Origin of the sequence: Brucella cytisi, assembly GCF_038433355.1 — a bacterium.
Classification (GTDB): domain Bacteria; phylum Pseudomonadota; class Alphaproteobacteria; order Rhizobiales; family Rhizobiaceae; genus Brucella; species Brucella cytisi.
In genome coordinates this window covers 69,920-96,349 of record NZ_JBCAUP010000008.1, presented here as the reverse complement: position 1 = coordinate 96,349, position 26,430 = coordinate 69,920, and the positions used below count along the sequence as shown (strand labels likewise).

Below are 26,430 nucleotides of genomic sequence, written 5' to 3'. Positions count from 1 at the left end.
TCGCATCTGCGGAGCAATTCCTGAAATCGAGACATCGAATGCCGAACCGTTCGGTCTTGCCGTCCCCAATTCAGGCTCATCTCGAGCTTGCGGGCCAGCAAGACGCGGTTAAATTCCAAAAAGCAGCTTGTCAGCGTTCAATTGCCCGCATGATGCAAGGCCGGTAGCAAACGGACAAACTGCAAAGCCGAAAAATCCGGCGGGCGCAGTTGCACCCGCCGATGATCAGTCTGGAGAGTAAGGCCCGTTAGCGCACAGGGACGCCGTATTGCAGGCCGCCCTTGTTCCACTGGGCGTTGATGCCACGTGCAATCTTGAGCGGGCTGCTGGCGCCGATATTGCGCTCGAAGATTTCACCGTAATTGCCGACGCCTTTGACGATCTTCACGACCCAATCGTTGTCGAGGCCGAGATCCGTGCCGATCTTCGTGTCTGCCTCCACACCGAGAAGACGCTTGATGTCCGGATTATCGGACTTCTTCATCTCTTCGACATTGGCCTGCGTGATGCCGTATTCCTCGGCGTTAAGCAGCGCATTATGCGTCCAGCGAACGACGTCCGCCCACTTGGAATCGCCCTGACGAACGGTCAGACCGAAGGGCTCTTTGGAGATGATTTCCGGCAGGATGACGTGATCGTCCGGATTGGCAAGCGCCAGACGAACCCCGTAAAGGCTGGACTGGTCGGTCGTATAGGCGTCGCAACGACCGGAATCGTAGGCGGCGTTGGCTTCTTCGATCTTCTCAAAGACCACCGGATTATATTCCATCTTATTGGCGCGGAAATAGTCGGCCATATTCAGCTCGGTCGTCGTACCGGCCTGAACGCAGATGGAAGCGCCGGAAAGCTGCAATGCGGAATTGATGCCCGACAGCTTCTTTGAATTGATCATGAAGCCCTGGCCGTCAAAGTAGTTGATGCCAGCAAAATCAAGGCCAAGCGCAGTGTCGCGGCTGATCGTCCAGGTCGTGTTACGGATCAGGACGTCCACTTCACCCGACTGCAGGGCCGTGAAACGCTCCTTGGCGTTCAGTGGCGTGAACTTCACCTTGGTTGGATCGCCGAAAATCGCAGAAGCCACAGCGCGGCAATAGTCTACGTCAAAGCCGGACCACTCACCCTTGTCGTTGGGCGAAGCAAAGCCAAGCAGACCCGTATTAACGCCGCACTGCAGGAAACCTTTCGCCTTCACATCGGAAAGCGTATCCGCGGATGCTCCCGAAGCTACGCCAAACAGCGCCGCCGCACCCAATACACCCGTCATAAGAGTTTTTTTCATCTGGCCTGCAACCTTTTGTTCCCTGGAGAGCGCTGAACCTTTGGCTCAAGCATCTCTTGTTGCTTTATTTTTGCATAAACCGGTCGGAAAAGCCGTGTGACCTCCCAAGCCCATGCCATACAGCAGGCTGCCCCTCGCCCGAGACCGCTTTCCAGTCTTCGATTCTTGTTTTTGAGCGCAGTGACAAACCTGCCGCCTTCACGGGTCTTATCGAAGGCGAAAAATTGCCTTTGGTCAAGGCAATAACGTAGCCCGGCGAGCTGACCTCCAAAAAAGATGGGTGAGAAATATTTGAAAATTTACACGATTTCCCGATTTCTGGGTAGGAGTCCTCTTCGGAGAAGGTTAAGCCGCTGCCAGTTTGAATACGGCATTATAACTCAATTAATACAATTGGTTAAATGTGACTACCACCCTAGATGGGCCATACGGACAGCAACCCTTGATAGAAATCAAACGTGCGGCATCGTGCTTTCGCCATCCAAAGAAAAAATAATATTTCGCGTCGCCATATAACGCGCAACCCACCATGTCGCCAAGAATCCGATTGTCAGACCCGCGACGACGTCGGTCGGATAGTGCGCACCGGCGGCAAGCCTGCTGATCCCGAAGAGAAAACATGCCGGGACGGTAAGGATGCGCCAGCGTGGCAGGAATATCCAAAGCGAAACCATCATGATGCCTGCCATCATGGAATGGCCGGATGGGAAACTTTCATAAAGAAACTGGCCTTTGAACGGTGAGAAATAGGCGGCTCCCACCTCATCGAGCAAAAATGGGCGCGCCCGGCCAATGGCGAGTTTGCCGATTTCAACTGGTACGCTTGCGACAATGATCGAGGTCAGCACCAGTGTTGCCCAGCTGTGAAGCGTGACGAACCATGGCCTGGCCGCAGCACGCAGTTTCGGAGACAGCAATATCGCTGTGATGACCCACACGACAATGCCTATGGCCAGCCAGACGATGGTGCGAATCGCATCCGTAACCTTTCGCAGGAATTCCATGATGAAATTGGTGCTTTGCGCCGTGGCGCGAATGATGTCGGCATCCCACAGGTGCAGCACGAGAATAATGAAGGGCAGAAGCACGACAATTGCCGTCATTTCAAGCGTCCAGGAGGATGGCGCCCCCTTGTAAGCCGGGCGCAAAAGAGCTTGAAGGAGTTCCAGCGCCACGCGAAAGGGATAAAGAAAAATGCTTCCCGTGCTGGACGCCATCATAACACAAATATCCTTTCAAAAGCTTCTTACGCAATAAATTGCACGCGAGGTTGCATCCGGAACGCGCGCATCCTATCCAAGTATTCAAAGTCTCCGCCGCAAACGGAATCGCAGATCTTTTTGCCGCAGCCGACCTTGATGCGCCCCGGCAGAATCCTCTCGTTCGAGAATCGGTGGGATAGGATGCAACATGGTCTGGAGGCATTTTCGTGACTAAGCAGCAGGGCAAGACAGAGAAGCTGGGTATAAACACACGGCTCGCTCACGACGGTTATCAGCCACGCGACTACCATGGCTTCGTCAATCCACCCGTTGTCCGCGCTTCAACCGTTCTTTTCCCGGATGCAGAGACGATGGCAACCGGTGGCCAGAAATATACATACGGCACGCGCGGCACTCCAACCAGCGATGCGCTGTGCGCGGCCATCGATGCGCTCGAAGGTTCGGCGGGTACAGTCTGCGTCCCGTCCGGACTTGCTGCTGTTACCGTTCCGCTTCTTGCATTCCTGTCGCCCGGCGATCACGTGCTGTTTGTCGATTCGATCTATAATCCGACGCGTCATTTTGCCGATACGATCCTGAAGCGCATGGGCGTGGAAGTCGAATATTACGATCCGGAGATCGGTTCTGGCATTGCCAAGCTGATGCGCCCGAACACCAAAGTCGTGTTCACGGAATCACCGGCGTCGAACACGTTTGAAATGCAGGATATTCCAGCCATCGTCGAAGAAGCGCACAAGGGTGGCGCCATCGTCATGATGGACAATACCTGGGCTACCCCGCTTTACTTCAAAGCGCTCGATTTCGGCGTGGACATTACCATCCATGCCTCGACCAAATATCCGTCCGGCCATTCCGATATTCTGTTTGGCACGATTTCGGCCAATGAAAAATGTTGGCCGCAGCTTCTGGAAACGCACGGAACGCTTGGACTGTGTACATCGGCTGACGATACCTACCAGATCCTGCGCGGCATGCGCACAATGGGCGTGCGGCTGGAACATCACCGCAAGAGCGCACTGGACGTCGCCCGTTGGCTTGAAAGCCACCCGGCTGTCGAGAGGGTTCTGCATCCGGCACTGGAAAGCCATCCGGGTCATGAAATCTGGAAGCGGGACTTCTCCGGTTCTGCCGGCATTTTCTCCATTGTGCTTGCCAGCGGTGGGCAGAAGGAAGCCCATGCTTTCCTCGATGCGCTGGAGATTTTCGGCCTCGGCTATTCCTGGGGCGGTTATGAAAGCCTCGCCGTTCATGTTCGCCTAGATGAGCGGACCGTAGCCAAGGGTAACTATCCTGGACCGGTGATCCGCCTGCAGATCGGCCTGGAAGACGTGCCGGACCTCATTGCAGATCTCGAAAAAGGCTTTGCCGCGATCTAGGCCGGTTTTGCAGTGATCATCTTGCGTGACCGCGCGCGAACCATTTTTTTTGCCGCCTTCAAGGGCGTCGGATCGATTTCAGAGAGCCCTTCCACGACGGCCTCTATCATGGTGCAGGCGACAAAATCCGCCTGCATTTCTTCCCGCATCGCCTCCCGATCAACGGATCGTGCTTCGTTCGGGTCATGCCACAGCACCACGCCGATGCGCAAAGAGGACCGCAGCCGTCGCAGACGACGTACGGCAAACCGGGCGTGACGCGCCGCCTGCTGATCCAGAAAGCAGATTATCAGCGTATCCCTGCCGGAAATATCCAGCGCCCTGAGATTGGCGGGCTTGAGCGCATCATGCACGACGGCTTCTGCCGCGGCGCCCTGTACGGCGAGGACCTGCGCCAGCATGATCGCGGCAGTGTCGTCTAGCCCCTTCCGTCCCCCGAATGTCAGCAGCGACCGGCCTTCGCCGGAGGGAAGTTCCAGATCGGATGGGCTGCCATCGCCATCGGGATTCTCAATCGAGATCTCTTCGCCATCCTCCTCCTCGCTCGCAATCTGCTCCAGATTGGCCACCAGCGTCTTTGTGCTTTCTTCAACGATCTGCAATTGTGGCTCGGTTAGAACACCGCGCAGACGGTCCCGCTCTGCCATCAGGAGCGCCGGGATCGCGACCGAACCATAAAACTCGACCAGATATTTCCGTTCCAGCATTTCCTCGGCATTATCCGTGGCCTCATCCGGATCTCCTGCCAGGAGCCGCTGATAGAGACGTTCCTTCGGATCGAGCACAGGCTCGTTGCCGAACAGGATTTCCAGAAATTCGAATTGCGGCACATGACGCCCCAACACCACGAGACAGACCGTCAGAGGCGTCGACAAGACCAGGCCAACCGGTCCCCAGAGCCAAGTCCAGAAAATGGCCGAAACGATGATTGCAAGCGGCGAAAGGCCGGTGCGAGAACCATAAAGCCAAGGTTCGATCACATTGTTTATGAGAAGCTCGATGATAACGAAGAGCCCGATCGTCCAGAGGAGCAGGCTCCAGCCGGGTGCAACGGCAAAGGCAAGGAACAGCGGCAGGATCGCCGCGATAACCGGGCCGATATAGGGAACGAACCGCAAAACGATTGCCAGCATTCCCCATAAGGCGGCGTTGGGGATGCCCAAAATCCAAAGCCCGAAAGCGAGCGGCACGCCGTAAGTGATATTCACCACAAGCTGCGTCAGCAGGTATTGGCCAACCCGCTTTCCTGCATCCTGCAAGGCTTCCGTCGTTCGGTGAAGATCGCCATAACCAACGAGCCTTATGAAGCGATCCCTCAGCTCCTCCCGTTCGAGCAGCATGAAAATCACGACAACGACGACGAGACCCGTCGTCGCCAGCGGGCCGATGAGCGGTTCGATTATGCTCCGGAGCGTTTCAACCGGGTGGCGAGGCGCGAATATCTGGACGAGTAGCGGCTTTTCCTCCGGCTGATCCGAAGGAAGTGCCCGTGTCTTCTGTTCCGGCCTGTTGATTTCCGTGCCGATACGCTCAGCAAAACGGTTGAGCCTGTCAAAGAAACTGTTGTCGGAGCCCGCTTCCTTCAGTGTCCTGATCTTCTCGATAATGTTGTATTGATAGATTGAGATATTTTGTCCAACCTCAGAGACCTGAAAAGCAACGACGGCGCTGAAGACTGCGACGATCAGAAAACCACCGGCCACACTCGTAATCACCGCGAACAGCCGTGGAAGACCGGTCCTGCGCAGAAAGGCGACAATCGGCGCAAGCGCAAATGTCAGCAGTACCGCTATGGCAAGAGGCAGAAAGACGTCTTTTGCAAAGTAGAGAATGGCAACGGCTACAGCCATTGCCGCCAGAGTGGGCAGGCGTGGCGGCGCCGACGCGATCGGACGCACCGCAGAATCCGGACGGTCGATACTCTCCATGAACCCCTCTTTAGCCGTGTTGTAACCTTCGGCTTGTTAGCCGCAATAACTGAACAAGAGGGCGTTCGGTTCCATATTTCGCCGGAACAGAGAACAGATTAAATTAACAATCCCAATGAAAATATTCATCGAATTTTCGCGATATATTTTGAAGTAAATATTAATAAAATTAAAATGTATAGCATGTCAAAATTGCAAAAGTACTGGGATTTTGGGGACGTGTTTTTTTCGTTAATGCCAATGAACAACTTCATCAACCGCCATTTATACAAACACCTTTTGATTCTACTTTTGGTGGCATTTCCGTCAGCATCGTATGCGCAGCCGGCACCCAAACCCGTGCAGGTCGGTGTCTATGTCAGTGAACCATTCGTCAACAAACAGGGCAATGCGTTTTCCGGCATGGCTATCGATATCTGGCAGGACATTGCCACACGCATGAACCTTGCTTCGCAGTATGTGGAATATCCGAATTACACCGAATTGGTTAAAGCGGTTTCAGAAGGCAAAGTCGAAGCCGCTGTTACCAATCTAACTATCACGGAACAGCGGGCTGAAATCGTGGATTTCACCCATCCATGGTTCGATGCGGGCCTGCGCATCATGGTGCACACCCAGGCGGGAAACGGCTGGGATGATCTCATCAGCCGCCTTGATGATGCCGGACATCTGGCGACCTATGCCTGGATCCTCGGCATTCTCATTGCAGCCACGGTATTGCTGACGATCTTCGACAGGCATTTTGATGAAGGCTTTCCGAAACGCTGGCGAGAGGGACTGGCGGAAAGTTTCTATCACGTAGTTTCCATTGCGACGTCGGGCAAAACTTCTCGCAAAAACCTGTTCGGCTGGTTAGGACGCATCTGGCAGACATTCTGGATGGTGTTCGGCATAGCGATCATCGCCTACATGACTTCATCGATTACTAGCGTCATGACCGTTGCTCATATCGACAACAATATTTCCAGCCTTTCTGATCTGCAGGGGAAATCCGTTGGCGTTCGTGCAGGCGGTGTCGCGGAACGGTTTCTGAAGTCGCGCTCTATCGCGACTATTCCTTTCGACCACATGCCCGAAGCCGTAAACGCACTGGTCAGCGATGAAATTTCGGCAATCGTCGGTGACGGGCCGGTTCTGGAATATTACGCCCACCAGCACGCCGACCAGCCTATCGATCTTGTAGGCACTGTATTCAGCCCGGACAAATATGGTTTTGCCTTTCCGCGCCATAGTGAACTCGTCAAACCCGCCAGCGTGGCAATTATCAGGGCTCACGAGAGTGAAGAGGTCGCCAAGCTGAAAGACAAATATTTTGGCCCCGAGAACTGACATTGCAGACATGGAAAAGGCAGCCAATGGCCGCCTTTCTTATGCAGATTATTTACCGGCCCGCCACGATGGACGAAATGATGCCAGTTGCTATGCCTATCAACATATAATCGTTGTTGACCTTGACCCAGTGATAGCCGCGCGGCGGCTTGCGCAGCTTGTAGCCAGAATAGTTGTTCACGACGCGGCCGCGGTAGTTTGGCGGCAAGCGGTTGCCCTTCTTCCAGCTCTGGTGACGGCGGTTGTCATATTTACGCGCATCATATTTCGGACCGCCCTTGTGCATCTGGCTGTGAGACGGCTTGCCGTGTTGCGACGGATACGGTTGGGCCACCGCAGCAGGAGCAGCGAGAAACGAAAAGGCAGTAAGAGCAATAATGATCGGCTTCATATCGGCTTCCTTTGTTTCATTCGATGAGAGGAAAAAGCACCAGCCAATGTGAATGCCAACTGAATGCCCCCATTAAATAAATTTAATGATTTCATACAATTAGTCTTTATCAGTCCGTATCATGTCCAATCGAAACAGGATCAGAGATCAGTCCATTGAACTGATCTCCCTGCGTAGGCGCTTCGCACTTTTCAGGATGCGCACCAGCTCAAAGCCAATATCTTGCGTTTCCCATCCGACTAAAATGCGCTAGGTAGAATCCAAATTCGTGCGTGCCTCTCAATGAGGTAAGTGTTAGGGGACTAAGACCGTGATGAACTGGGTTTTTATTCTGCAAGGCGTTATCGCGTTCGGACTGGCTGGGTTGGCCATCGCAGTCATCCTTCGCCATCGTCGCCACTAACGCGGTTTCGGTCTGCTATATTTTTCGCGCAGACCTGCTGGTTGCGACGCAACCGAACACGAAATCAATCGTTTAAGCTTAGTCTGATATTTCTCAGGAGGAGACAGGGATGCGGAAAATGGCGCTTGGGTTGGTGGCCTTGCTCGCAATAACGGGCTGCACGACCACCGAAAAGGATATTTCCATCGGCACCGGCGCAGGTGCCATCATTGGCGGCATTGCTGGTGGCGGACGTGGCGCGCTGATCGGCGCAGGTGCAGGCGCATTGGGCGGCCTTCTGGTGCGTGAACTGCGCAATGGCAATTGCCAATATCGCGACCGTCATGGCCGTATGTATGTGGCTCGCTGCAGACGATAGTTCCTATAATCCGCAATGATCATCGAAAGCGCCGGTTTTCCGGCGCTTTTTTGTTGTACGACATGCACCGCATGTCTGCCCTGAAGGGAACCTTCATTCGCCGATATCGTTTTATAGACAATAGAGACAGTTCAGGGAGAACTCCGATGAAGCTTGCTCTCAAAGCCGCCCTTGTTGCCTTGGGCGTATTTGCGGCGGGCGCAGCGCAGGCGGCGAACGCCATATCCACCACCAACCTCAATATTCGAACAGGCCCCGGAACGCGCTATGCGACACTGGGTTCCATCCCAAGCGGAGCGCCTGTCATGGTGCGCGGCTGCACATCCGGTTATGGCTGGTGTCAGGTCAGTTATGGCCCGACCTATGGCTGGGCATCGTCGCGCTATCTGGCATTTCGCGAGGGAACATCTGGTGGTTACTCTGATGATTTCGGTCGAACGGCGGCGCTGATCGGCATTCCGCTTATCGCTGGCGTTGCCATAGGCTCCGCTCTCAATGATCGGGATGACTATTGGTATCGTGATCGTCGCTATTATCGCGACAGACATTGGGATCGCCGTGGTTGGCGCGACCGCCCCGGCTGGCATGGGAACGACCGACCGCGTGTCTATATGAGGCACCGCGTTCCCGATGGCCCACACGGAAAATAACGGACAACCGAACAGAAATCGAAACGCCGCGAAATGGTCGCGGCGTTCTGCCTTTGCTGAAAGCCTCGTACCGCGCCCTATTGTGTTTTCAGGTAAACTTCGTGCCAGAGGGTGACAAGGTCAGCTTCATCGAATTTCAAAAGCAGCATTGCTTCGAAACGATCTACGGTTTCATCAAGACGAACAACTCTGGCAGTCATTGCGAGCACGGCTGAGTTTCCTTCCGCTACAACGTCTTGCACATCGTAGTCGATGGAATGGATGGTACTGCGGAAGCCATTCAAAAAGGCTAGATAACTGGTATGATTGGCAGGATGGACGCGCCCATTGGCCTTGACGAGGAACTGAATTGCGAATTTCTCGGCTATGATTGCCTCGGTGAGCGCTACGCCTTGAACTAAATGCTTTCGGTTCCAATCCAGAAGCCCCAAGGCCAATTGTGCAGTGATTTGCTTGTTCAAGATGGCCTCCATATCAATTGCAGTAAGGCGCCCCTCTGTCAGGCCTTTGCACTATGCTCAAGATCGAGCCTGAGCTTTTGGCCTTTTTGCAACTTAAATTGGCCCGATATCGATATTTACTGCCTTATCGCTTCGTGAAGACCGTCAGCTCCAGACCGATTAAAACAAGTATGACGTCGGCAGCGAAATACCACCATCGTATCACCAAACTTGACCGGCGAAGCCTAGACGCGCGGAAAAGTTGATACCGCCATACGCTAAGAGACTGGGCACTATGCGGGCACCTCCTCCGAACGAATGATGAATGAGACCGTATCGCCGGTACGCTCGCCCTTGTATCCGGAGCGTGTCGTCGTCATGTCTTCGCCTCGCGACCTGTTTTGTGCCAGCTTCTTGCACAAAACAGCGATCTAGCGAAATAATCGATAAGCGTCGAGTGACACGATATTGGGCCCTTCAAAAAAGAATGACATTTACATCCGGAAAAGGCGTGCCTCACAACGGCTTCGACATCCAGGCGCTCCTGTGTTTGCCTTTCTGAATGCGATTATTTAAGAAAACCCTTCGCGATTTTGCCATAGTATGGAAAGCAAATTTCAAAACAACTTCTGCAAAACCAAGGACAATCCCGCGCCACGAAGACACATAACCCTTTGATTTCTGCTGATTTTCATTTTAAAACTCATGAAATAAAATTAGCGGTCGGGATTATATTTGAAGATTGAGAAATGAGTATATCGGAATCTAGCAAACCAAAACATAAATGGACATTTCGGATACCTGTTACCGCATGGCTTATTCTGGTCCCGTGGATATTGATATGGTGCGCAGTTATTATCTGGACCATAACTGCCGGATTGATGAATGCAGGTGTGGCGGGCAGATTGTCAGCCTACGTAATGGTTCTGGCAGCCCCGTATTTGATAACATGGTTGCTTTGGCTGCTGTTTAGGCGATCTCAGAGAGTTGCTTCCATCATATTCACGTCTCTACTGCTTATCATGGCAGCCGTCATGGTCGGTCCCAAACTCGCGGAAATCGGCAGGCAAGCTCGCCAAAGCGAGACACATAATCAGATCTCGCACCCGGCGGATAGTGCGGAGTGGCAACGTAAATTCCGTGAGCTGGTGTCCCCTGAGATTCGGGTCCTTACCCGTTCGCTAAAAGATATCGTTGCCGACGGCGAAACTCCCTCGGACCGGACGATTGTCGATCTGAAATTGGCCCGAGACGGAAAACTGATCGAAGCGAAAATCAGCCAGAGCTCAGGTGTAGCGCGCCTCGATGAGGCCGCCTTGCAGATGGTGAGGGAATTTGAGCAACTTCCCAAGCCATCCTCAGATATGCTTGGTGATCCTGTTGTCCTTCAGTTGCCTATCGATTTCAGAACCGAATGATCGGCAAGGAGCCTCCGGAATGCGCAGATAGAGGTTGGTACTGAAGACGCCCAGTTATAAGGAACAACAGTGAGATTTAGCATTTTTCCTCACCGATCCGTCGAGGAACGTGCTTCGGAGACTAAATCCGCGATTGCGACATGCGCGTCGTTTGGAGCTGTCACGTTTGTTGGACCGGGGCTTTTCTTTTTTGGTGCCGACGTTCCGCCCCATGGGAACTCGAAATGGCCGAAAGGGTGAATACCAATCGTTTCATTTTCACTGATACCCTTTGGGTTGGCTCCGGCTGAGGACGAAATCTGACTTTGTCGGCGTCATCCTAAAGTCAACCCGCTGCAAGTTGGATGTGAAAAGAGTACAAACAAAAAGGCAATAAAATTAAAAAATTTGTTTACGGTTCAAACAATAAAAGCACCAAAACCAAGCAGGACGAGACAGATCAGCGTGATAGGTGCAATTTTTTTGTTTTTCTTTTCATGTTCATTTGCTTTATTCATTCGTCGTCGGTCGAACGATTTTAATCGAGTAAGATAATTCATACAAGGCGATATTTCATATGGCACTTCAATCTTCGCGAGAATTACTTTTCGAACCAATGAATTTGCTGTTGGAATTGCAGCGTCTTTTCCCCGATTTTATTGATGAAACACTGGTAGAGGATATTCGTTCTGGTGATGCCAGCCTGCATACGGTGATGATTATGTTCGCTTCCTCATTCGATGCCAAAACGGCAAATCCGTCACAACTTGCTGGCTTGGCGACGTTGATTGACCGATGCATTACAGTTCCGGATCGCCTGGAAAATGCTATTGGCACGTGCTTCCTTGAACATCTCCCCCAGATTGATCGACAAAAAACACTTTTGAAGTTTCTTTCACCAGAGGTGCTTACTTACCTGCGTTTTCATAATTAACCGCGGCATCGTCTATATCTGGAATCTGCTTCTCCGTTCTCGTTATTATGTGTAGATGCGAAAAGGCGGATACGACGTACCCACCGAATGCAAATCGGATCCAGGACCCAGCCACGCTAGACGCGAAGTGCGACAACCGGGATTGAATTCCTCGGCTGCCTCTTCGCCGCAGGGCGATAAACCAGAATAGCGCTGCAACGACTGCGCCGCGGGCCGAAAGGTGCCGCTTCGTACCGCAAAATTATCACGCCCGCCCTGAGGTCGAGGGCCATTCAGCGGAAATCGTTTTCGGGCAGATGATGATGAGGGCAGCAAAACCTAGTGTTCAAACATCGTCAAACCGCGCCAGGCAGGCAAATCGTCGAGAAACGTCAGCAATCCTGCCCAATTGCAAATTAGTGGCCAAAAAGGCCAAATATCGTGTCATTCGACAAATAAGAGGGGGGTGGCGATCCCGACAGGATTCGAACCTGTGACATTCAGCTTAGAAGGCTGACGCTCTATCCAACTGAGCTACGGGACCTCGCCTTTCGAAAAAGATCAAATATATTTCTATTAATGCAGGGCTTTGCCAGCAAAGCCCTGCCGAATTATCGCATCGCGCGGCCTGAAGCAATTGTCAGGCCATACAGGCAATCAATGCGTCCAGGGCATTGTCCGGTCGAAACGGAAATTGTCCGAATAGGAAACCTTGCGGCGCTTCGGCTCATTCGGTTCCGTAATGCGATAGGCAATGCTGTTACGCTTTGCATAATCGACTGCTTCTTCCTGCGTGGAGAAGAACAGACGAATCTGACTCTTCATATCACCGGAAGAAGTATATCCCATCAAAGGCTCGACACTACGTGGGCTTTCCGGCTCATATTCCAAAAGCCACTGGTCTGTCTTAGCCTGACCGGACTGCATTGCAGTCTTAGCTGGACGGTAAATACGTGCAACCATTTGAAGAACCCTGAACTACTCTCTTGCCCCACCGGGGTGCTGAAAATCCACCAAGCCAATAGTTTACACGGGAATGCATGTCAACGCGATAAAGACGCACGCCACGGTCTGCGTCGGAGCGTGCATATATCGACCATTTCAAATCTTGGGGAAGATGGTCGGAGCGGCAGGATTCGAACCTGCGACCCCCTGATCCCAAATCAGGTGCGCTACCAGACTGCGCTACGCTCCGTGGCCCTCTCGGACGTTGAGTTCCCTAGAGAATTCGTATTCTTAAGGCAAGAGCTATTTTCTAACTTTTATAAAAAAAATAAACTAAACAGCTCATTATGGGACATGTTTTGCCCTTTAACCTGACACTGGCACAGAGAGCATGCTCAGCTTCGCATCAATGACCGGGATCGACCGGGTCGCAAACGAGCTATTCGACAGCCACACCTTCAAGCAACCAAGGTCTTTCTCGTGCGAAATAGCAGAATCAGCGAATTGACAGCTCAGTTAAAGTAAGCTTACCAATTATCTGCCTGCATAAATTAGTGTTTCATAATCTAACTGTCATTCGGGAGAATGATGGCCGTTCATTGCATAACCGTCGAAAAAATTAAGACGGTGCATTCGATATCAAGGAGAGGAACTGCACATCCAGGAAGGGAGGACCTATGCCCTGGAATCAAGTTTATGACCCTTTGGGGAGCATGTTCTGGTCGACATTGCTTGCCGCCCTGCCAATTGTCGTCCTGCTGGGCGGCATCGGCTTTTTCCACATCAAAGCGCACACCGCAGCCATACTTGGTCTTCTGACGGCGCTTGTTATCGCAGTCGTCGGCTTCGGCATGCCTGCCGATATGGCCGGTGCCACCGCCGTTTACGGTGCTGCCTATGGACTTCTGCCCATCGGCTGGATCATTCTCAACGTCATATTTCTCTATCGACTGACCGAACAGACTGGCCAGTTCAACATTCTGCGTGATTCTATCGCGGGCATCACGCCGGATCGCCGCCTCCAGCTTCTCTTTATCGCCTTTTCGTTCGGTGCCTTCTTTGAAGGTGCTGCTGGTTTTGGCACTCCCGTTGCGGTGACGGCTGCTATGCTGATGGGACTCGGTTTTGCTCCCCTGCCCGCGGCAGGCCTTTCACTGATCGCGAACACAGCCCCGGTAGCCTATGGAGCGCTCGGAACGCCTGTCATCGCGCTTTCGGCCGTGACCGGGATAGACCTTATGCAACTCTCCGGGATGATCGGACGTCAGCTTCCGTTCTTTTCCGTCATTGTGCCTTTCTGGCTAATTTGGGCCTTTGCGGGACGCAAGGGCATGCTGGAAGTCTGGCCTGCGCTACTGGTGGCTGGCGTTGCCTTCGCCGTTCCGCAATATCTGGTGTCCAACTTCCATGGACCGTGGCTGGTGGACGTCGTCGCGGCGATCTGTTCGATGGCAGCTCTGGCGGGTTTCCTGCGCATCTGGCAACCGAAACGGATTTGGACATCCACCGGCAAGGAGGGAGAAGCAGATTCGACACCGGTGTCGGCCCCACCCAAGCATTCGACCGGAACCGTTTTCCGAGCATGGACTCCCTGGCTCATCCTATCGGTATTCGTGTTCCTCTGGGGTACACCGCAATTCCGAGCATGGCTCGACTCGCTCTGGGTCTGGAAAATGCCGATCCCCTATCTGCACAATCTGGTGTTCAAGGTTCCGCCGGTAGTCGCCGAAGCGCATTCAGAAGCTGCAGTCTACACGCTCAATCTGCTTTCGGCCACCGGCACGGGCATCCTGCTCTCGGCAGTGGTCGGCGGACTGGTGCTCGGCTTCAATCCGCTGAGGCTTCTAAAGGAATATGGCAAGACCGCTTATGTTGTTCGCTTCTCGCTGATCACAATCTCGGCCATGCTGGCGCTTGGCTATGTCACACGCTATTCAGGCACCGATGCAACCCTCGGTCTTGCGTTCGCGCAGACTGGCTGGGTCTATCCGTTCTTTGGAGCGATGCTCGGCTGGCTTGGCGTTGCACTGACAGGGTCCGACACGGCGTCGAATGTGCTGTTTGGCGGCTTGCAAAAGATCACGGCGGAACAGCTCGGCCTATCGCCTGTCTTGATGGCGGCGGCAAACTCCTCCGGTGGCGTGATGGGCAAGATGATCGACGCACAGTCTATCGTCGTCGCCTCGACCGCGACGCAGTGGTACGGGCATGAATCAAAGATCCTGCGCTATGTGTTCTTCCATTCAATCGCACTTGCTGCACTCGTGGGCCTACTGGTTATGGCTCAGGCCTATCTGCCGCCATTCACCTCTATGGTTCCGGCAGAAGCACTACCCGCCATCACGCATTGACCGACAGGCGAACCCACGCGAGCGCTCCTCCGTGGGTTTTCTGTTTTTGTGAAGGCTTTTGTAAAATCTCTCAGGGGAACCAAATCGCACGTGCACGCGTTTTCATTTCACTACAACCAGTTGGAGACTGAATGTGAATAGAAACGGGCTTTATCTGATTATTGGCGCGCTGATTGTCGTGTCTGCAGGCCTCGCGGTTTATGTCTATCGTGAAGAGACCAAACCCGCCGGGATTGAGATGAAAATCGGAGAAGGTGGTGTTTCCATTCAGGAAAACTGAAATCGGCAAGACGTTATAAACATATAAACCGATTAAGATTTCAAACGCTTACGCTTTGTGATGAAACGTTTTGGACTTCGCCATGTTATTCGGGGCACCAGATAAAACGGAGGACCGAAATGGGTATCCAGACTGTTTCCGACGAGCTTTATCGTCGTCATGAACGCGAATGGGCAGAGCTGCGTAACGCAGTTGAGGCAAGCGAAGCCAACCAACGGCAGCAGGAGAAGGCTTCCGGCCAGACCTCCTGCGATGACAAGACGTCTGGGCAACCGTAAGTCTTCACCAATCTACATTGAAACGCCGCGAAAGCGGCGTTTTTTGTTTCCGATTCGTCGTTTCAGCCGTTCGCGCCTGATGCTTCGGTAACCAAATGCGAAGGAACAATTGGTAGCGTCTCCCCATCGCGATTCGAACAGGAGACAGACGATGGCTGCACGGAAACGCACCACCCGCTCGCCCAAGCGCTCCACAAAGCGTTCAAGCAGGTCGTCGGGCAAGTCGTCCGGCTCGTCCACTCCTGTGCTCGCGCTTGCCGCCATCCTCGGCCTTGGTGCTTTCAGCCTGTGGGCAACCTCGCAGCACAAGAGCCCGCAAGCCGCGATAACAGCCCTGTTCCAGCGCCCCGCTTCCAAGCCGAGCCCACAGCCGGTTGCGAGAGCCGAGCCAAAGACGACCGTCACCAGCAAAGCCCCCGAGAGCAAGGTGCCAGCAAAGGACTTTGGCGCCGCCGTCGGCCCTGTACCACGTCCATCGGCGCCAGTTGCGGCACCCGCACCGCAAAAGCCGGTACAGCAGGCGGCAATCCAGACCGCCACCCCGCCCCGCCCCACAAATCAGGTTGTTGTGTCCCCACCCGCCGCGGCACTGCGCTCGATGCCTCCGCGTGGCGTCAACACTCCGGCAAGCTCCCCATCGGTGATTTATGCCAAGGCGCGACTCACCATCCATAAGAATGCCTGGAACAAGTCGCCATCCATCGGCGTCGTGGAAAAAGGCCGCGAGATGCGCTCCTATGGGAAGACTGGACGCTGGCATCGCGTGATCGTCCCGAAGACCAATATGATCGGCTGGGTGCATGAAGATCAGCTTATCGGTGGACGCAACAAGCCTGACAGTGCAAGCCTGATAACCGGTTCTATTGCCAGGAAACCGCAAACTGCAACGGCAGCCGCACCGAAACATGTTTCAAATCCAGCGCATTCGCGCATGGAGCCGCCCAAAGCTGTCGGAAAGAAAAACTAAACCGGACCACGCGCCATTGCTTCGAGCTGCCGGTCACCAGGCAGATAATCGAAGCCTGCTTCAGTCAACGATGAGCTATCCGCGACCAGATCGCCATAAAGTTGGTCGTAAAGACCGCTTTTGCCAGCTGCTGATAACAGGAGCCGCATGAAGACCGGCGGAACAGGTGCCAGACGCACAGGCTTTCCCAAGGCAGCACGCAGTTTTGTCACGAGTTCTTTTGTGGAGCGCGGTTGTGGCTCCGCAAGATGAAAAACCCGCCCTGCAACTTTTTCTGCAGGGGCAACGCTTAAGAATGTCAGCGCACGTGCGACATTTTCAAGCGAGACTAAACTGCGCCTGTTGTCTGCCAGACCAAACGGCAACGGCAATCCGCTATCGCAGAGCTTTACCAAGGCTTTAAGGTTCGCCCGCGCTCCAGGACCGTACACGAGAACCGGGCGCGCGATGACGATCTCGATCCCGTTGATTTCACGCAGATCGGCTTCCGCCTTTGCCTTGGCACGCCCGTAATCGTCACGCGGTTTCAGTGGCATGTCCGGCGTCAGCGGCAACGGATTTCCGGCGATCGTATAGATCGTGGATACAAACACGAAGCGCCCTACACCGGCGGCTTTTGCGTTGGCAGCAAGTTCCACGGCCAGTCGATGATTGACCGCATCGAATGTATCTGCATCTGGTCGTTCTGCGCCGGTGCGGTGGGCGAGCGCGGCACAATGGATGACCGTTTCCACACTTGAAAAATCCGGATCAGATAGTTCATTCCGGGACAGAGGCAGGACATCATGCCCTTCCCCGATTAGCATTTGAGTGAGTGCGCTTCCGATAAAACCACCCGCTCCGGTAACCGCGATCTTCATCCTCAGCGTTCCGGCTGTTCGCTGCCTGCCAGAACCTGAGCGGCAAGCGCACGCGTGATGCGGCTTTTCTGCTCAAGTGCTGCCCGGTCAAGCTTGTCGACAATCAGGATCGCCGACAAAAGCGAACGCTCTATCCGGCTCACCAGATAGGCGACGACATGCGGCTCGACGCTTACTTGCCGGTCCGCGAAGAGTTTGTGAATGACGCCGGAAAGCAGCAGGTCGTCCGGTTCAGAAATTTCCACGACGGTTGCAGCCTTGAGGCGCGAAGCAAGATCAGGGAGCTTGACGTTCCAGTTCGCGGGCCACAGGCGGGAAGTCATGAGCAGCGAAGGCCCAACGCCCTGAGCCGCATTCTGCCGAACGCTGTTGATGAGATGGAAAAGTCCGGTTTCATCGAAAGACGTCGCGCCAATATCGTCGATCAGCACCGGATATTCGGCGGCGCCGTTCACGGCTTCCTCGGTAATGTTCGTGGGGTCTACCAGAAGCGCACCTGTTCCGGCGCGCCAGATTTCCGCCAAATGCGTCTTGCCCGATCCTGTCGGCCCAGCAAGGATCGTGACAGGCGACAGCCAGTTCGGCCAGCGATCGATAAGATCGACAGCGGCACGGTTAGAACCCGTGACGATCATGTCTTCCCGATGATAACCGGGCTGGTGCTCAAGATTCAACGGAATCTGGCGCGGTGCTTCACGCATCGCGGCCTCCTGCAAATCCCGTTTCAAACCTTGCCCGGTTACGACCCAATCTCATTTCTCTTTGCCCGCATTCTCGCCTGCCTCGATCAACGGCCCGGCGTCGGGGTTCGACTGATGGTAGGCAGGATCATACATCGGTGAGTGGAGATAGCTATTCAATGCGAACCGCACAAGCACCCCGACCGCAGCTGCGGCAGGCACTGCCACCAGCATTCCTGTAAAGCCAAACAGCGAGCCGAAGGCAAAAAGGGCGAACATGAGCCAGACCGGATGAAGCCCCACTGACGAGCCAACCAGCTTTGGCTGGAGGATATTTCCTTCCACAAACTGACCAAGAAAAAACACACCCGCGACTGCACAGATCATAATCCAGTCAGGCCAGAACTGGACCAGCGCCACACCGATGGCGAGTGCCAGGCCGACAAACGAACCGATATAAGGAATAAAGCTGATAAGACCGGCAAAAAAGCCGATCAGCAAGCCGAAATTAAGCCCGGTCAGCGTGAGACCTATTGCGTAATAGGTTCCCAGAATGAGGCAGAGTGTTCCCTGCCCGCGAATGAAACCGGCGACGGCGGCATTCATCTCAAGTGCGATGCGGCGCACGATATGAAGCTGGCGGCGCGGCACCCATGAATCGATGCTGCTGACCATGCGATCCCAGTCGAGAAGCATGTAGAAAGCAACCACCGGGGTGACGACGAAAAGGCCCGCAATATCGATCAGCGATTTCCCCGAATTCCACAGGGACTGAAGCAGGGTCGACAGGAAACCGGCGCCCTGCTGGAGCAGCGAACTCAGATTTTGCTGAATGACCGAACTGTCAATGCCGATATATTTCTTCAGCCATTGCGAATCCTCATTCGCCAGCAGCGACTGCAGCTGGGTGATGTATTCGGGGATTTTGGAAATGAAATCCGCGAGCTGCGTTGCGAGAATCGGCACAACAATCATCAAACCGAGAATCAGCGCCATGAGGAAGATGAGCAGGATGACAATCGTGGCCGCAAGCCGCGACAGGCCGAAACGCTCCAGCCTGTCTGCGACAGGGTCGAGGAAGTAGGCCAGCGCCATGCCCGCAACGAAAGGCAACAGGACTGAACTAAATACGATCAGGAACAATATAAAGACCGCGACGGTCCCCACCCAGAACATCGCCTGACGACGCACCGACGAGCTGGTCAGGGCGCCGACTTCCACATTGACGTGGATGTCGCCATCCCGAACTGTCGCTTCCGACTGACGGATCGTTCGGCTGGCGCTCGTGCGCGTGGGGGTTGGTTTCTTGACCATAGGCGTCCATTTTCTAGGAAACGTATTGGATAAGCCTGTCCTGATAACAGGATGGCGTTACGGATATCTTATTGCGGTCGGGAACAAGTTAGAACGGTTTGCGCGGATTGCAATGTCTGTGCGAGAGGCCCGACGAAACACAACCTTCTATCGAGTACTGGACAGTGCTTTACGATTTCAGGCAGAAACCTGCGCTGTTTCGCTCTTTTCGTGCTCTGTGGCCTTGCAGGCAGCGCCGTCTCGTGCCATTGCGCGCACATTCTCTGTTTGTCGCATTTTTCTTGAGCAAAACCGTTACACGCTTTTGCCGAAAATGCATTAAACAACTGCGTGGATAAGCACCCAATTTCAGGAGCAGGCCATGACCATGGAAAACAAGCCCGCCGATAAGCCCGCTGGCCAGAACGGCCTGACCTATGCGCAGGCTGGTGTCGACATCGATGCCGGGAACCTGATGGTCGAGAAGATCAAGCCGCTCGTTCGCTCCACGCGCCGCCCCGGTGCGGATGGCGAGATCGGCGGTTTTGGCGGACTGTTCGACCTCAAGGCTGCTGGCTTCAAGGACCCGGTACTCGTTGCCGCTAATGATGGCGTCGGCACCAAGCTGAAGATCGCTATAGATGCCGACAAGCATGACACAGTGGGCATCGATCTTGTTGCCATGTGCGTCAACGATCTTGTCGTGCAGGGTGCTGAACCGCTTTTCTTCCTCGACTATTTTGCGACCGGCAAACTTTCGCCGGATCAGGGTGTCGATATCGTAGCGGGTATCGCCGAAGGGTGCCGACAGGCCGGCAGCGCGCTGATAGGCGGTGAAACCGCTGAAATGCCAGGCATGTATCGCGACGCTGATTATGATCTTGCCGGTTTCGCGGTTGGCGCAGCTGAACGCGACCGTCTGCTGCCGCGTGGTGATGTTGCCGAAGGTGACATAATACTCGGCCTTGCTTCGTCCGGTGTGCATTCCAACGGATTTTCGCTGGTGCGCCGCATCGTCGAACTCTCCGGCCTCGGCTGGAAGTCCGACGCACCGTTCCAGCCGGGCGCGACGCTCGGTGAAGCACTGCTCACGCCCACACGTATTTATGTGAAGCCCCTTCTTGCTGCGATCCGCGCTTCAGACGGCATCAAGGCGCTGGCACACATCACCGGTGGCGGTTTTCCCGACAATATTCCGCGTGTCCTGCCGGAAGGTCTCGCCGCCGAAATCGATCTTACGTCGATTTCCGTTCCGGCGGTTTTCTCCTGGCTTGCCAAGACGGGCGGCGTCGAGCCGAACGAAATGCTGCGCACATTCAATTGCGGCATCGGCATGATTGCCGTCGTGAAGCCTGAGAAGGTCGAAGAAGTCGTGGCTGCCCTTGCCGCTGAAGGCGAAAAGGTTGTCACGCTCGGCCAGATGGTGAAGCGTGAAAAGGACGGCGTCATCTACAAGGGCACGCTTTCGCTATGAGCCGCAAGCGGGTCGTCATCTTCATTTCGGGGGGCGGTTCCAATATGGAGGCGCTGATCCGCGCCACTGAAACCACTGGTTTTCCGGCGGAAGTAATGGCGGTCTTTTCCGACAAGGAAGAAGCTGGCGGCCTTGCCAAGGCAAAAGCTGCCGGTATTGCGACACAGGTCTTCAAGCGTAAGGACTATGCCTCGAAGGATGCGCATGAAGATGCCATTCTGGAGGCCCTCGCCGCATTGAAGCCGGATATCGTCTGCCTCGCAGGCTATATGCGCCTTTTGTCGGGCCGCTTCATTGCTCCCTATGAAGGCCGTATCCTAAATATTCACCCTTCCCTGCTCCCGCTCTTCCCCGGACTGCATACACATCAGCGCGCGCTGGATGCGGGCATGAAAGTCGCAGGCTGCACCGTTCATCTGGTCACGGAAGGGATGGACGAAGGTCCAATTCTGGCCCAAGCAGCAGTTCCGGTGCTCGCTGGCGATGATGCCGAAGCGCTCGCAGCCCGCGTTCTGAAAGCCGAGCACCAACTTTATGCGTTGGCTCTTCGCAAATTTGCCGATGAACACAACGGCCAGCAGGATTTGACCGATGCGATGGTTCTGAGCGCCTGATGGCACTGTTTCCATGTTCAACCGCGGCAAATTAATCACAGACGAAGTTTTTTGTTAATAAAACTTTAATTTCCCGCAAAAAGCTCTAATTCCCATTCGTAACGGAACTTGCTTCGGCAAATCTCGTTAAGGGACGTGTAAGCGTCTCTTTCAATATGTGTTTTAGAAGAGGACAAGGACATGTCTCTCCGTTTTTCGACTTCCTTCCTTTCGACAATGGCCGTGATTTCGGGCATTGCCGTCACGGCTCCAGCTATTGCTGCCGACTACGTTGCTCCTCCCGCTTCAGGTCGCACCCAGCCGCGCTCGGAAGTCGGCACGCTGTCCTGCGACATCGCTCCAGCCATCGGCGTCATCATCGGCAGCCAGCAGGATGTAGATTGCGTATTCAGCCCCGCCCGTGGACGTGGTCCGGCTGAACGTTACACAGGGACGATTACCAAGCTTGGCATCGATGTCGGCTTCATCAATGGCGGTCGTGTCGCCTGGGCCGTCTGGGCCCCGACCGTTCGTCCTGAAGGCGCCCTTCAGGGCCGTTATGTAGGCGCATCTGCCAATGCAGCGATCGGCGTCGGCTTCGGCACCAACATCCTGACCGGTGGTTCGTGGAAGACGATTTCGCTTCAGCCAATTTCGCTTCAGGGCCAGCGCGGCCTGAATGCAGCTGTGGGTGTTTCCAAGCTGAAACTGCGTTACGCTGGCTGACGAGCAGCGCGAATAAACAACAACGCCAGGGCACATAAATAAACTATATATGCGCCCCGGCGTTGTTGGAAAAATATCTATGCACCCCAAGTATTTTTGATGCGCATCTGATCCGAAAACCGTTTCACACTTTTCAGGATGCGCTCAGTTTGCGAATCCAGATCTTGGTGTCATGCACCGCCAGCCCGCCATAGGGGGCGGCAGGTTCAGCGCCGATCAATATATTGATCCCCTCGCCGCGCTCGAATGTCGAGTTCGGGAAAATGCCCTCCGACACCACGACACCACGCTTTTGCCCGGCACGCAGCACGGCATGAAGCACCAGCTCGCCGCGATGATTGCCGATCTCGATTCGCTCGCCATTCTCGATGCCAAGCTTTGCCGCATCGTCAGGATGAATAAGCAATTCAGGCCGGATTTCCTTGGCGCGCGATGTCGGTGTCTCGGCAAAAGTCGAATTCAGGAAGTTATGCGCCGGTGAGGTTGTCATACGGAAGGGATGTTCAGCATCCACCGTTTCGATCACTTCCCAATAATCCGGGAATTCAGGGATCGACTGGAAAGGCCCCTGAAGCCCCATAACTTCCGGCGGCTTGTTCGGCGACGGGCTTCCAGTCCAGTCAGGTCGGAAGCGGAATTTGCCATCCGGCCATTTGAAGCCATTAATATAATGTGCTTCTTCGAAGGGCGGTTGCAAATCGACAAACCGCTTTTCCTTCAATTCATCGAATTGCGGCAAGTCGCTATTGGCATTCATGTTGTCAATCAGTGTGCGCTCATCGAGATCAAAACCCGGCAGATGCGCTACGCCGAGACGTTTCGCCAATTCATTGATAACAAAGATATTCGGGCGCGCATCGGCAAGAGGCTCGATCAGCTTCGGCCCCAGGACGACATGCTGCTGTCCACCGCCGCGATAAATATCGTCATGTTCAAGGAATGTCGTCGCAGGCAGGACGACATCGGCCATCTTCGCCGTATCGGTCATGAACTGTTCGTGCACCGCAATGAAAAGGTCCTCGCGCGCAAAGCCCTTGCGAACCAGCCGCTGTTCCGGCGTCACATTCATCGGATTCGTGTTCTGGATCAACATCGCCATGACAGGCGGGCCGCCATATAGCGCCTCAGCGTCACCGGTAAGAATGCGACCGATCTTCGACTGATCAAGAAAACGAAGCCCGACGTCCTGCATGGCGCGACCTTCGATCTCGCGCTTGTCCATTTTGAAGATGCCAGAATTGGAATGGAATGCGCCGCCGCCTTCATAAAGAAAAGCGCCCGTCACACAGGCAATTGAAGAAGCTGCGTGCATGTTCACCGCGCCGTTGCGCTGGCGGGTGAAACCATAGCCGAGACGGAAATAGGTGCGCTTAGTCTTGCCGACGAGATGAGCAAATGCCTCGATCTCTTCAACGGTCAGGCCGGTAATAGCGGCAGCCCATTCCGGCGTCCGGGTCTGAAGATGTGCTTCCAGTCCTTTCGGATCGTCAGTGTAGCGCTCCAGATAGTCCCAGTCGGCAAGGTCATCACGGAACAGCACATGCATGACCGCGCAGGCAAAGGCGCCATCCGTTCCCGGTTTCAGCACAATGCCCATATCCGCTTGCCGGACGGTCGCATTTGCATAAACGTCGATGACGACGATCCTGGCACCGCGTTCCTTGCGCGCCCGAACTGCGTGGGTCATCACATTGACCTGCGTGGCGGCGGCATTGGTGCCCCAGATCACCACCACATCTGCCTTCGCCATTTCGCGTGGATCAGGACCGGTCAGGCTTCCTGTTCCCGCGAAATAGCCGGTCCAGGCCATATTGGTGCAGAAACTGTCGAACTGGTTGGAATAGCGCTTGGCAAAGCGTAGGCGATTGATCGAGTCGCGTTGTACCAGCCCCATAGTGCCCGCATAGTAATACGGCCAGACGCTCTCGCTGCCATAGTTGCGCTCTGCTTTCAGAAAACGCTCGGCAATGAGATCAAGAGCTGCTTCCCATGAAGCTTCCTTCCATTGCCCCTCACCTTTCGCACCGGCACGAACCAGTGGATGCTTGAGGCGGTCAGGATGATGAACGCGCTCGGCATAGCGCGCCACCTTCGCGCATATGACACCAGCCGTGTAGCTGTTGTCCTTTGCGCCGCGCACGCGCCCAATTGTGCGCCCATCGAGAATTTCGACATCGAGTGCGCAAGTTGATGGACAGTCGTGCGGGCAAGCCGAATGACCTGTTTTGATATTCGAGATAGGAGCGTGCTGGTTCATGTTACTTTATTATCTCAAGCCACTTCGCGCAGAAACGAATTTCTGCTGGAAGATTGTCACTGTGACGAAATAAATTTTCACGACAGGCGCAGCGAAATCGCGCCAAGAACGATAAGACCGGCAGCGATGAACCTCGGCAAGCCAACCCTTTCCTTCAACACGAGCGCCGAGATGAGCACGCCGAAGAGTATCGCCGTTTCACGAAGCGCCGCCACGACGGCAATCGGAGCCATGGTCATCGCCCAAAGAGCCAATCCGTAGGAACCGATGGTTCCGACACCGCCAATCATAGCCGGTCGCCAATGATTGCGCAGATATTGGATAAACCTGTCCGGTTCACGATAAAGAGCCCAGCCTGCCAGCGGTATGGCGTTCATCAAAAACAGCCACAGTGTGTAGGACAATGGTTCGCCCGAAACACGGACACCGAGGCCATCAATGATCGTATAGCTTGCTATGAAGCCCGCATTCGCCAGAGCAAGCAACGCGGTACGGCTTGATGCACCACGATTTCTACGCCGCGCGTCAAGTGCCATCGCCAGAACGCCGGAACAGATCAGCGCGATGCCGAGCCAGCTCTGCCAGCCCATGACCTCGCCAACCAGTGGAGCACTGACCATTGCCACCAGCAAGGGCGGCGTGCCACGCATAATGGGATAGGCTTCGCTCATGTCGCCGGATTTATAAGCTGCGGCCACGAGCGACATGTAGAAGGTCTGCGTGATTGTCGACAGCAACATATAAATCCAGCTTGCCGGGTTCGGCAGCGACAGAAAAGGCAAGGTGAAAAGAGCAATCAAACCCGCGGCGCTCGTCACGCTTGCTGCACCGAAGAATTTGTCTCCGCTTCCCTTCACAATTGCGTTCCAGCTCGCGTGGAGGAACGCACCAAAGAGGACGATCAGAAGGACGCCACCAGACATTTCGGGACTCGACTCAAAGCTAAGGAGCGGATGTTGAAGGTTGTATGTCATATTTGTGACAGCAGAGATATTGCAGGAACGACGCAGACCGGGGCCTTTTTGGATATCACTGCCTCTTGCCGAAAACTGGCTGACATGAAACAAGCGCAGCCATGAATTATCGTCACGCCTATCACGCCGGAAATTTTGCGGATGTCGTCAAGCACGTCATCCTGACCCGTCTTGTCGAATATCTGAAACACAAGGATCAGGCCTTTCGCGTCATCGACACGCATGCAGGCATCGGCCTTTACGACCTGAAGGGCATCGAGGCAGGCAAGACCGGCGAATGGACAGGCGGTATCGACCGCATCATCGATGCGGTACGGAAAGGGCAGGTCGAGCAGCCCGTGCTGAAACTTCTGGAGCCCTATCTCGCAGCCGTTCGTGCGGTCAACAACAGTGAAAAGCTTCGCCATTATCCGGGTTCGCCCCTTCTCGTCCGGCATTTGCTACGCAAGCAGGACCGTTTGTCCGCACTGGAACTGCATCCGCAGGACTCCACCAAGCTGGCGAAACTTTTCGACGGTGATTATCAGGTCCGCGTGACCGAGCTCGACGGATGGCTGGCGCTTGGCGCTCACCTCCCGCCCAAGGAAAAACGCGGCATGGTTCTGGTCGACCCTCCTTTTGAAAAAGAGGGCGAGTTCGACCGTCTAGTTGATGGCCTGACTAAGGCGCATAAGCGCTTCGGCGGCGGCATTTATGCACTGTGGTATCCGGTGAAAGACCGCAGAGAAACGGAACTGTTCACCCGGCAGCTGCGGGAAACCGGTATTCCGAAGATCATGCAGATCGAGCTTGCGATTCGTGCACCGTCCATTGAACCACGCCTGGATGGCACCGGCATGATTGTCGTTAATCCGCCCTATACACTCGAAAGTGAGATGCAAACCCTGCTTCCCTGCCTTACCAAACTTCTGGCCGAGGAAAAAGGGAGCAATTTCAGCATCAAGTGGGTGCGCAGCGAGACGGATCGGACTTGACCCGCGTGAATTGCTGACAGAAACTGCGCCTCAACGCTTCGGCTATCACGGATTAAAGCGGGCGTGAGCTCGCAATTTGGGACAGGACAGA

At 54.6% G+C, this 26,430-nt stretch carries 25 protein-coding genes and 2 tRNA genes; 14 read left to right on the top strand and 13 right to left on the bottom strand.

The features are described 5' to 3' along the window. Positions 1 to 247: 247 nt before the first annotated feature. Both AAE521_RS10025 and lpxE read right to left on the bottom strand, forming a co-directional pair. Positions 248 to 1,279: an amino acid ABC transporter substrate-binding protein gene (locus AAE521_RS10025; RefSeq protein WP_071631386.1), complete on the bottom strand. Its 1,032-nt coding sequence runs from the start codon at positions 1,277 to 1,279 to the stop codon at positions 248 to 250. A 452-nt stretch (positions 1,280 to 1,731) separates the two neighbouring features. Then, positions 1,732 to 2,499, bottom strand: coding sequence for a lipid A 1-phosphatase LpxE (gene lpxE, locus AAE521_RS10020; RefSeq protein WP_071631387.1), 768 nt, complete (start codon positions 2,497 to 2,499; stop codon positions 1,732 to 1,734). A gap of 209 nt (positions 2,500 to 2,708) precedes the next feature. On the opposite strand from lpxE, the gene AAE521_RS10015 reads away from it, so the two are divergent. Beyond that, on the top strand, positions 2,709 to 3,878 hold the full coding sequence (locus tag AAE521_RS10015) for a cystathionine beta-lyase (protein WP_342061238.1): 1,170 nt from the start codon (positions 2,709 to 2,711) through the stop codon (positions 3,876 to 3,878). Here AAE521_RS10015 and AAE521_RS10010 read toward each other — a convergent pair. After that, positions 3,875 to 5,806, bottom strand: coding sequence for an AI-2E family transporter (locus tag AAE521_RS10010; protein WP_342061237.1), 1,932 nt, complete (start codon positions 5,804 to 5,806; stop codon positions 3,875 to 3,877). The two genes, AAE521_RS10015 and AAE521_RS10010, sit on opposite strands and share 4 nt — an antisense overlap. A gap of 294 nt (positions 5,807 to 6,100) precedes the next feature. On the opposite strand from AAE521_RS10010, the gene AAE521_RS10005 reads away from it, so the two are divergent. Beyond that, positions 6,101 to 7,135: a transporter substrate-binding domain-containing protein gene (locus tag AAE521_RS10005; protein WP_342061236.1), complete on the top strand. Its 1,035-nt coding sequence runs from the start codon at positions 6,101 to 6,103 to the stop codon at positions 7,133 to 7,135. 52 nt (positions 7,136 to 7,187) lie between these two features. Here the strand turns inward: AAE521_RS10005 and AAE521_RS10000 are convergent, their stop codons facing one another. Beyond that, the gene (locus tag AAE521_RS10000; RefSeq protein WP_071631390.1) at positions 7,188 to 7,526 is read right to left on the bottom strand and encodes an RcnB family protein; all 339 of its coding nucleotides are present in this window, start codon (positions 7,524 to 7,526) and stop codon (positions 7,188 to 7,190) included. A 512-nt stretch (positions 7,527 to 8,038) separates the two neighbouring features. Between AAE521_RS10000 and AAE521_RS09995 the strand changes: the two genes are divergently transcribed. After that, complete coding sequence (locus tag AAE521_RS09995; RefSeq protein ID WP_071631391.1) at positions 8,039 to 8,287, top strand: YMGG-like glycine zipper-containing protein; 249 nt, start codon at positions 8,039 to 8,041, stop codon at positions 8,285 to 8,287. A 146-nt stretch (positions 8,288 to 8,433) separates the two neighbouring features. Then, positions 8,434 to 8,937, top strand: coding sequence for an SH3 domain-containing protein (locus tag AAE521_RS09990; protein WP_071631392.1), 504 nt, complete (start codon positions 8,434 to 8,436; stop codon positions 8,935 to 8,937). Positions 8,938 to 9,014: 77 nt separating this feature from the next. Here AAE521_RS09990 and AAE521_RS09985 read toward each other — a convergent pair whose 3' ends face one another. Further along, positions 9,015 to 9,398, bottom strand: coding sequence for a hypothetical protein (locus tag AAE521_RS09985; protein ID WP_235817609.1), 384 nt, complete (start codon positions 9,396 to 9,398; stop codon positions 9,015 to 9,017). A 728-nt stretch (positions 9,399 to 10,126) separates the two neighbouring features. On the opposite strand from AAE521_RS09985, the gene tolA reads away from it, so the two are divergent. Together tolA and AAE521_RS09975 are read left to right on the top strand one after the other, a co-directional pair. Beyond that, the gene (tolA, locus tag AAE521_RS09980; protein ID WP_071631394.1) at positions 10,127 to 10,795 is read left to right on the top strand and encodes a cell envelope integrity protein TolA; all 669 of its coding nucleotides are present in this window, start codon (positions 10,127 to 10,129) and stop codon (positions 10,793 to 10,795) included. A 556-nt stretch (positions 10,796 to 11,351) separates the two neighbouring features. After that, positions 11,352 to 11,708 carry a hypothetical protein gene (locus AAE521_RS09975; protein ID WP_342061235.1) on the top strand — a complete coding sequence of 119 codons (357 nt, stop codon included), beginning with the start codon at positions 11,352 to 11,354 and terminating at the stop codon, positions 11,706 to 11,708. A 446-nt stretch (positions 11,709 to 12,154) separates the two neighbouring features. Here AAE521_RS09975 and AAE521_RS09970 read toward each other — a convergent pair. The 3 genes from AAE521_RS09970 to AAE521_RS09960 form a co-directional block, all read right to left on the bottom strand. Then, a tRNA-Arg gene (locus AAE521_RS09970) sits at positions 12,155 to 12,231 on the bottom strand. Between the two features lie 113 nt (positions 12,232 to 12,344). Then, positions 12,345 to 12,650, bottom strand: coding sequence for an ETC complex I subunit (locus tag AAE521_RS09965; RefSeq protein ID WP_071631396.1), 306 nt, complete (start codon positions 12,648 to 12,650; stop codon positions 12,345 to 12,347). Positions 12,651 to 12,805: 155 nt separating this feature from the next. Next, positions 12,806 to 12,882, bottom strand: a tRNA-Pro gene (locus AAE521_RS09960). A gap of 427 nt (positions 12,883 to 13,309) precedes the next feature. Here AAE521_RS09960 and AAE521_RS09955 point away from each other — a divergent pair. From AAE521_RS09955 to AAE521_RS09940, 4 genes are all read left to right on the top strand, one after another. Next, positions 13,310 to 14,983 carry an L-lactate permease gene (locus AAE521_RS09955; protein WP_071631397.1) on the top strand — a complete coding sequence of 558 codons (1,674 nt, stop codon included), beginning with the start codon at positions 13,310 to 13,312 and terminating at the stop codon, positions 14,981 to 14,983. A 133-nt stretch (positions 14,984 to 15,116) separates the two neighbouring features. Next, entirely contained in the window at positions 15,117 to 15,263 is a 147-nt protein-coding gene (locus tag AAE521_RS09950; protein ID WP_167375526.1) for a hypothetical protein, read from the top strand. Between the two features lie 119 nt (positions 15,264 to 15,382). Next, a complete protein-coding gene (locus AAE521_RS09945) occupies positions 15,383 to 15,541 on the top strand; it encodes a hypothetical protein (protein ID WP_167375527.1) in 159 nt (52 codons plus the stop codon). A 151-nt stretch (positions 15,542 to 15,692) separates the two neighbouring features. Continuing rightward, positions 15,693 to 16,508 carry a hypothetical protein gene (locus tag AAE521_RS09940; protein ID WP_071631398.1) on the top strand — a complete coding sequence of 272 codons (816 nt, stop codon included), beginning with the start codon at positions 15,693 to 15,695 and terminating at the stop codon, positions 16,506 to 16,508. Here the strand turns inward: AAE521_RS09940 and AAE521_RS09935 are convergent. Genes AAE521_RS09935 through AAE521_RS09925 form a run of 3 tightly spaced genes read right to left on the bottom strand, consistent with a single transcriptional unit; the run spans position 16,505 to position 19,362 of the window. Further along, positions 16,505 to 17,368 (bottom strand): NAD-dependent epimerase/dehydratase family protein, encoded by an 864-nt coding sequence (locus tag AAE521_RS09935; RefSeq protein ID WP_071631399.1) that lies wholly within the window; start codon positions 17,366 to 17,368, stop codon positions 16,505 to 16,507. The two genes, AAE521_RS09940 and AAE521_RS09935, sit on opposite strands and share 4 nt — an antisense overlap. Positions 17,369 to 17,370: 2 nt before the next feature. Beyond that, positions 17,371 to 18,069 (bottom strand): DnaA regulatory inactivator HdaA, encoded by a 699-nt coding sequence (hdaA, locus tag AAE521_RS09930; protein WP_071631400.1) that lies wholly within the window; start codon positions 18,067 to 18,069, stop codon positions 17,371 to 17,373. A gap of 51 nt (positions 18,070 to 18,120) precedes the next feature. Beyond that, on the bottom strand, positions 18,121 to 19,362 hold the full coding sequence (locus tag AAE521_RS09925; RefSeq protein ID WP_206044291.1) for an AI-2E family transporter: 1,242 nt from the start codon (positions 19,360 to 19,362) through the stop codon (positions 18,121 to 18,123). 361 nt (positions 19,363 to 19,723) lie between these two features. Between AAE521_RS09925 and purM the strand changes: the two genes are divergently transcribed. The 3 genes from purM to AAE521_RS09910 all read left to right on the top strand — a co-directional run bounded on the left by purM (position 19,724) and on the right by AAE521_RS09910 (position 22,134). Beyond that, positions 19,724 to 20,815 carry a phosphoribosylformylglycinamidine cyclo-ligase gene (purM, locus tag AAE521_RS09920; RefSeq protein ID WP_071631401.1) on the top strand — a complete coding sequence of 364 codons (1,092 nt, stop codon included), beginning with the start codon at positions 19,724 to 19,726 and terminating at the stop codon, positions 20,813 to 20,815. After that, the gene (gene purN / locus AAE521_RS09915; RefSeq protein WP_071631402.1) at positions 20,812 to 21,429 is read left to right on the top strand and encodes a phosphoribosylglycinamide formyltransferase; all 618 of its coding nucleotides are present in this window, start codon (positions 20,812 to 20,814) and stop codon (positions 21,427 to 21,429) included. Before purM ends, purN begins: the two co-directional genes overlap by 4 nt. A 180-nt stretch (positions 21,430 to 21,609) precedes the next feature. Continuing rightward, positions 21,610 to 22,134, top strand: a complete 525-nt coding sequence (locus AAE521_RS09910) for a DUF992 domain-containing protein (protein WP_071631403.1) — start codon at positions 21,610 to 21,612, stop codon at positions 22,132 to 22,134. A 133-nt stretch (positions 22,135 to 22,267) separates the two neighbouring features. Here the strand turns inward: AAE521_RS09910 and AAE521_RS09905 are convergent, their stop codons facing one another. Both AAE521_RS09905 and AAE521_RS09900 read right to left on the bottom strand, forming a co-directional pair. After that, entirely contained in the window at positions 22,268 to 24,391 is a 2,124-nt protein-coding gene (locus AAE521_RS09905) for a molybdopterin oxidoreductase family protein (protein ID WP_071631404.1), read from the bottom strand. A gap of 77 nt (positions 24,392 to 24,468) precedes the next feature. After that, the gene (locus tag AAE521_RS09900) at positions 24,469 to 25,314 is read right to left on the bottom strand and encodes a DMT family transporter (protein WP_071631405.1); all 846 of its coding nucleotides are present in this window, start codon (positions 25,312 to 25,314) and stop codon (positions 24,469 to 24,471) included. A 152-nt stretch (positions 25,315 to 25,466) separates the two neighbouring features. Between AAE521_RS09900 and AAE521_RS09895 the strand changes: the two genes are divergently transcribed. Beyond that, positions 25,467 to 26,339, top strand: a complete 873-nt coding sequence (locus AAE521_RS09895) for a 23S rRNA (adenine(2030)-N(6))-methyltransferase RlmJ (protein ID WP_071631406.1) — start codon at positions 25,467 to 25,469, stop codon at positions 26,337 to 26,339. Positions 26,340 to 26,430 lie beyond the last annotated feature (91 nt).

What these genes read in the sequence shown, in the direction of transcription:
- AAE521_RS09995 (WP_071631391.1), top strand. Translation starts at nt 8,039, where the DNA reads ATGCGGAAAATGGCGCTTGGGTTGGTGGCCTTGCTCGCAATAACGGGC.
- AAE521_RS09900 (WP_071631405.1), bottom strand. Translation starts at nt 25,314, where the DNA reads ATGTCTGGTGGCGTCCTTCTGATCGTCCTCTTTGGTGCGTTCCTCCAC.
- AAE521_RS09990 (WP_071631392.1), top strand. Translation starts at nt 8,434, where the DNA reads ATGAAGCTTGCTCTCAAAGCCGCCCTTGTTGCCTTGGGCGTATTTGCG.
- AAE521_RS09975 (WP_342061235.1), top strand. Translation starts at nt 11,352, where the DNA reads ATGGCACTTCAATCTTCGCGAGAATTACTTTTCGAACCAATGAATTTG.
- AAE521_RS09905 (WP_071631404.1), bottom strand. Translation starts at nt 24,391, where the DNA reads ATGAACCAGCACGCTCCTATCTCGAATATCAAAACAGGTCATTCGGCT.
- AAE521_RS09965 (WP_071631396.1), bottom strand. Translation starts at nt 12,650, where the DNA reads ATGGTTGCACGTATTTACCGTCCAGCTAAGACTGCAATGCAGTCCGGT.
- AAE521_RS09910 (WP_071631403.1), top strand. Translation starts at nt 21,610, where the DNA reads ATGTCTCTCCGTTTTTCGACTTCCTTCCTTTCGACAATGGCCGTGATT.
- tolA (WP_071631394.1), top strand. Translation starts at nt 10,127, where the DNA reads ATGAGTATATCGGAATCTAGCAAACCAAAACATAAATGGACATTTCGG.
- AAE521_RS10010 (WP_342061237.1), bottom strand. Translation starts at nt 5,806, where the DNA reads ATGGAGAGTATCGACCGTCCGGATTCTGCGGTGCGTCCGATCGCGTCG.
- AAE521_RS09945 (WP_167375527.1), top strand. Translation starts at nt 15,383, where the DNA reads ATGGGTATCCAGACTGTTTCCGACGAGCTTTATCGTCGTCATGAACGC.
- AAE521_RS09955 (WP_071631397.1), top strand. Translation starts at nt 13,310, where the DNA reads ATGCCCTGGAATCAAGTTTATGACCCTTTGGGGAGCATGTTCTGGTCG.
- AAE521_RS09935 (WP_071631399.1), bottom strand. Translation starts at nt 17,368, where the DNA reads ATGAAGATCGCGGTTACCGGAGCGGGTGGTTTTATCGGAAGCGCACTC.
- AAE521_RS09940 (WP_071631398.1), top strand. Translation starts at nt 15,693, where the DNA reads ATGGCTGCACGGAAACGCACCACCCGCTCGCCCAAGCGCTCCACAAAG.
- AAE521_RS10025 (WP_071631386.1), bottom strand. Translation starts at nt 1,279, where the DNA reads ATGAAAAAAACTCTTATGACGGGTGTATTGGGTGCGGCGGCGCTGTTT.
- hdaA (WP_071631400.1), bottom strand. Translation starts at nt 18,069, where the DNA reads ATGCGTGAAGCACCGCGCCAGATTCCGTTGAATCTTGAGCACCAGCCC.
- purN (WP_071631402.1), top strand. Translation starts at nt 20,812, where the DNA reads ATGAGCCGCAAGCGGGTCGTCATCTTCATTTCGGGGGGCGGTTCCAAT.
- AAE521_RS09925 (WP_206044291.1), bottom strand. Translation starts at nt 19,362, where the DNA reads ATGGTCAAGAAACCAACCCCCACGCGCACGAGCGCCAGCCGAACGATC.
- purM (WP_071631401.1), top strand. Translation starts at nt 19,724, where the DNA reads ATGACCATGGAAAACAAGCCCGCCGATAAGCCCGCTGGCCAGAACGGC.
- AAE521_RS10000 (WP_071631390.1), bottom strand. Translation starts at nt 7,526, where the DNA reads ATGAAGCCGATCATTATTGCTCTTACTGCCTTTTCGTTTCTCGCTGCT.
- AAE521_RS09895 (WP_071631406.1), top strand. Translation starts at nt 25,467, where the DNA reads ATGAATTATCGTCACGCCTATCACGCCGGAAATTTTGCGGATGTCGTC.
- lpxE (WP_071631387.1), bottom strand. Translation starts at nt 2,499, where the DNA reads ATGATGGCGTCCAGCACGGGAAGCATTTTTCTTTATCCCTTTCGCGTG.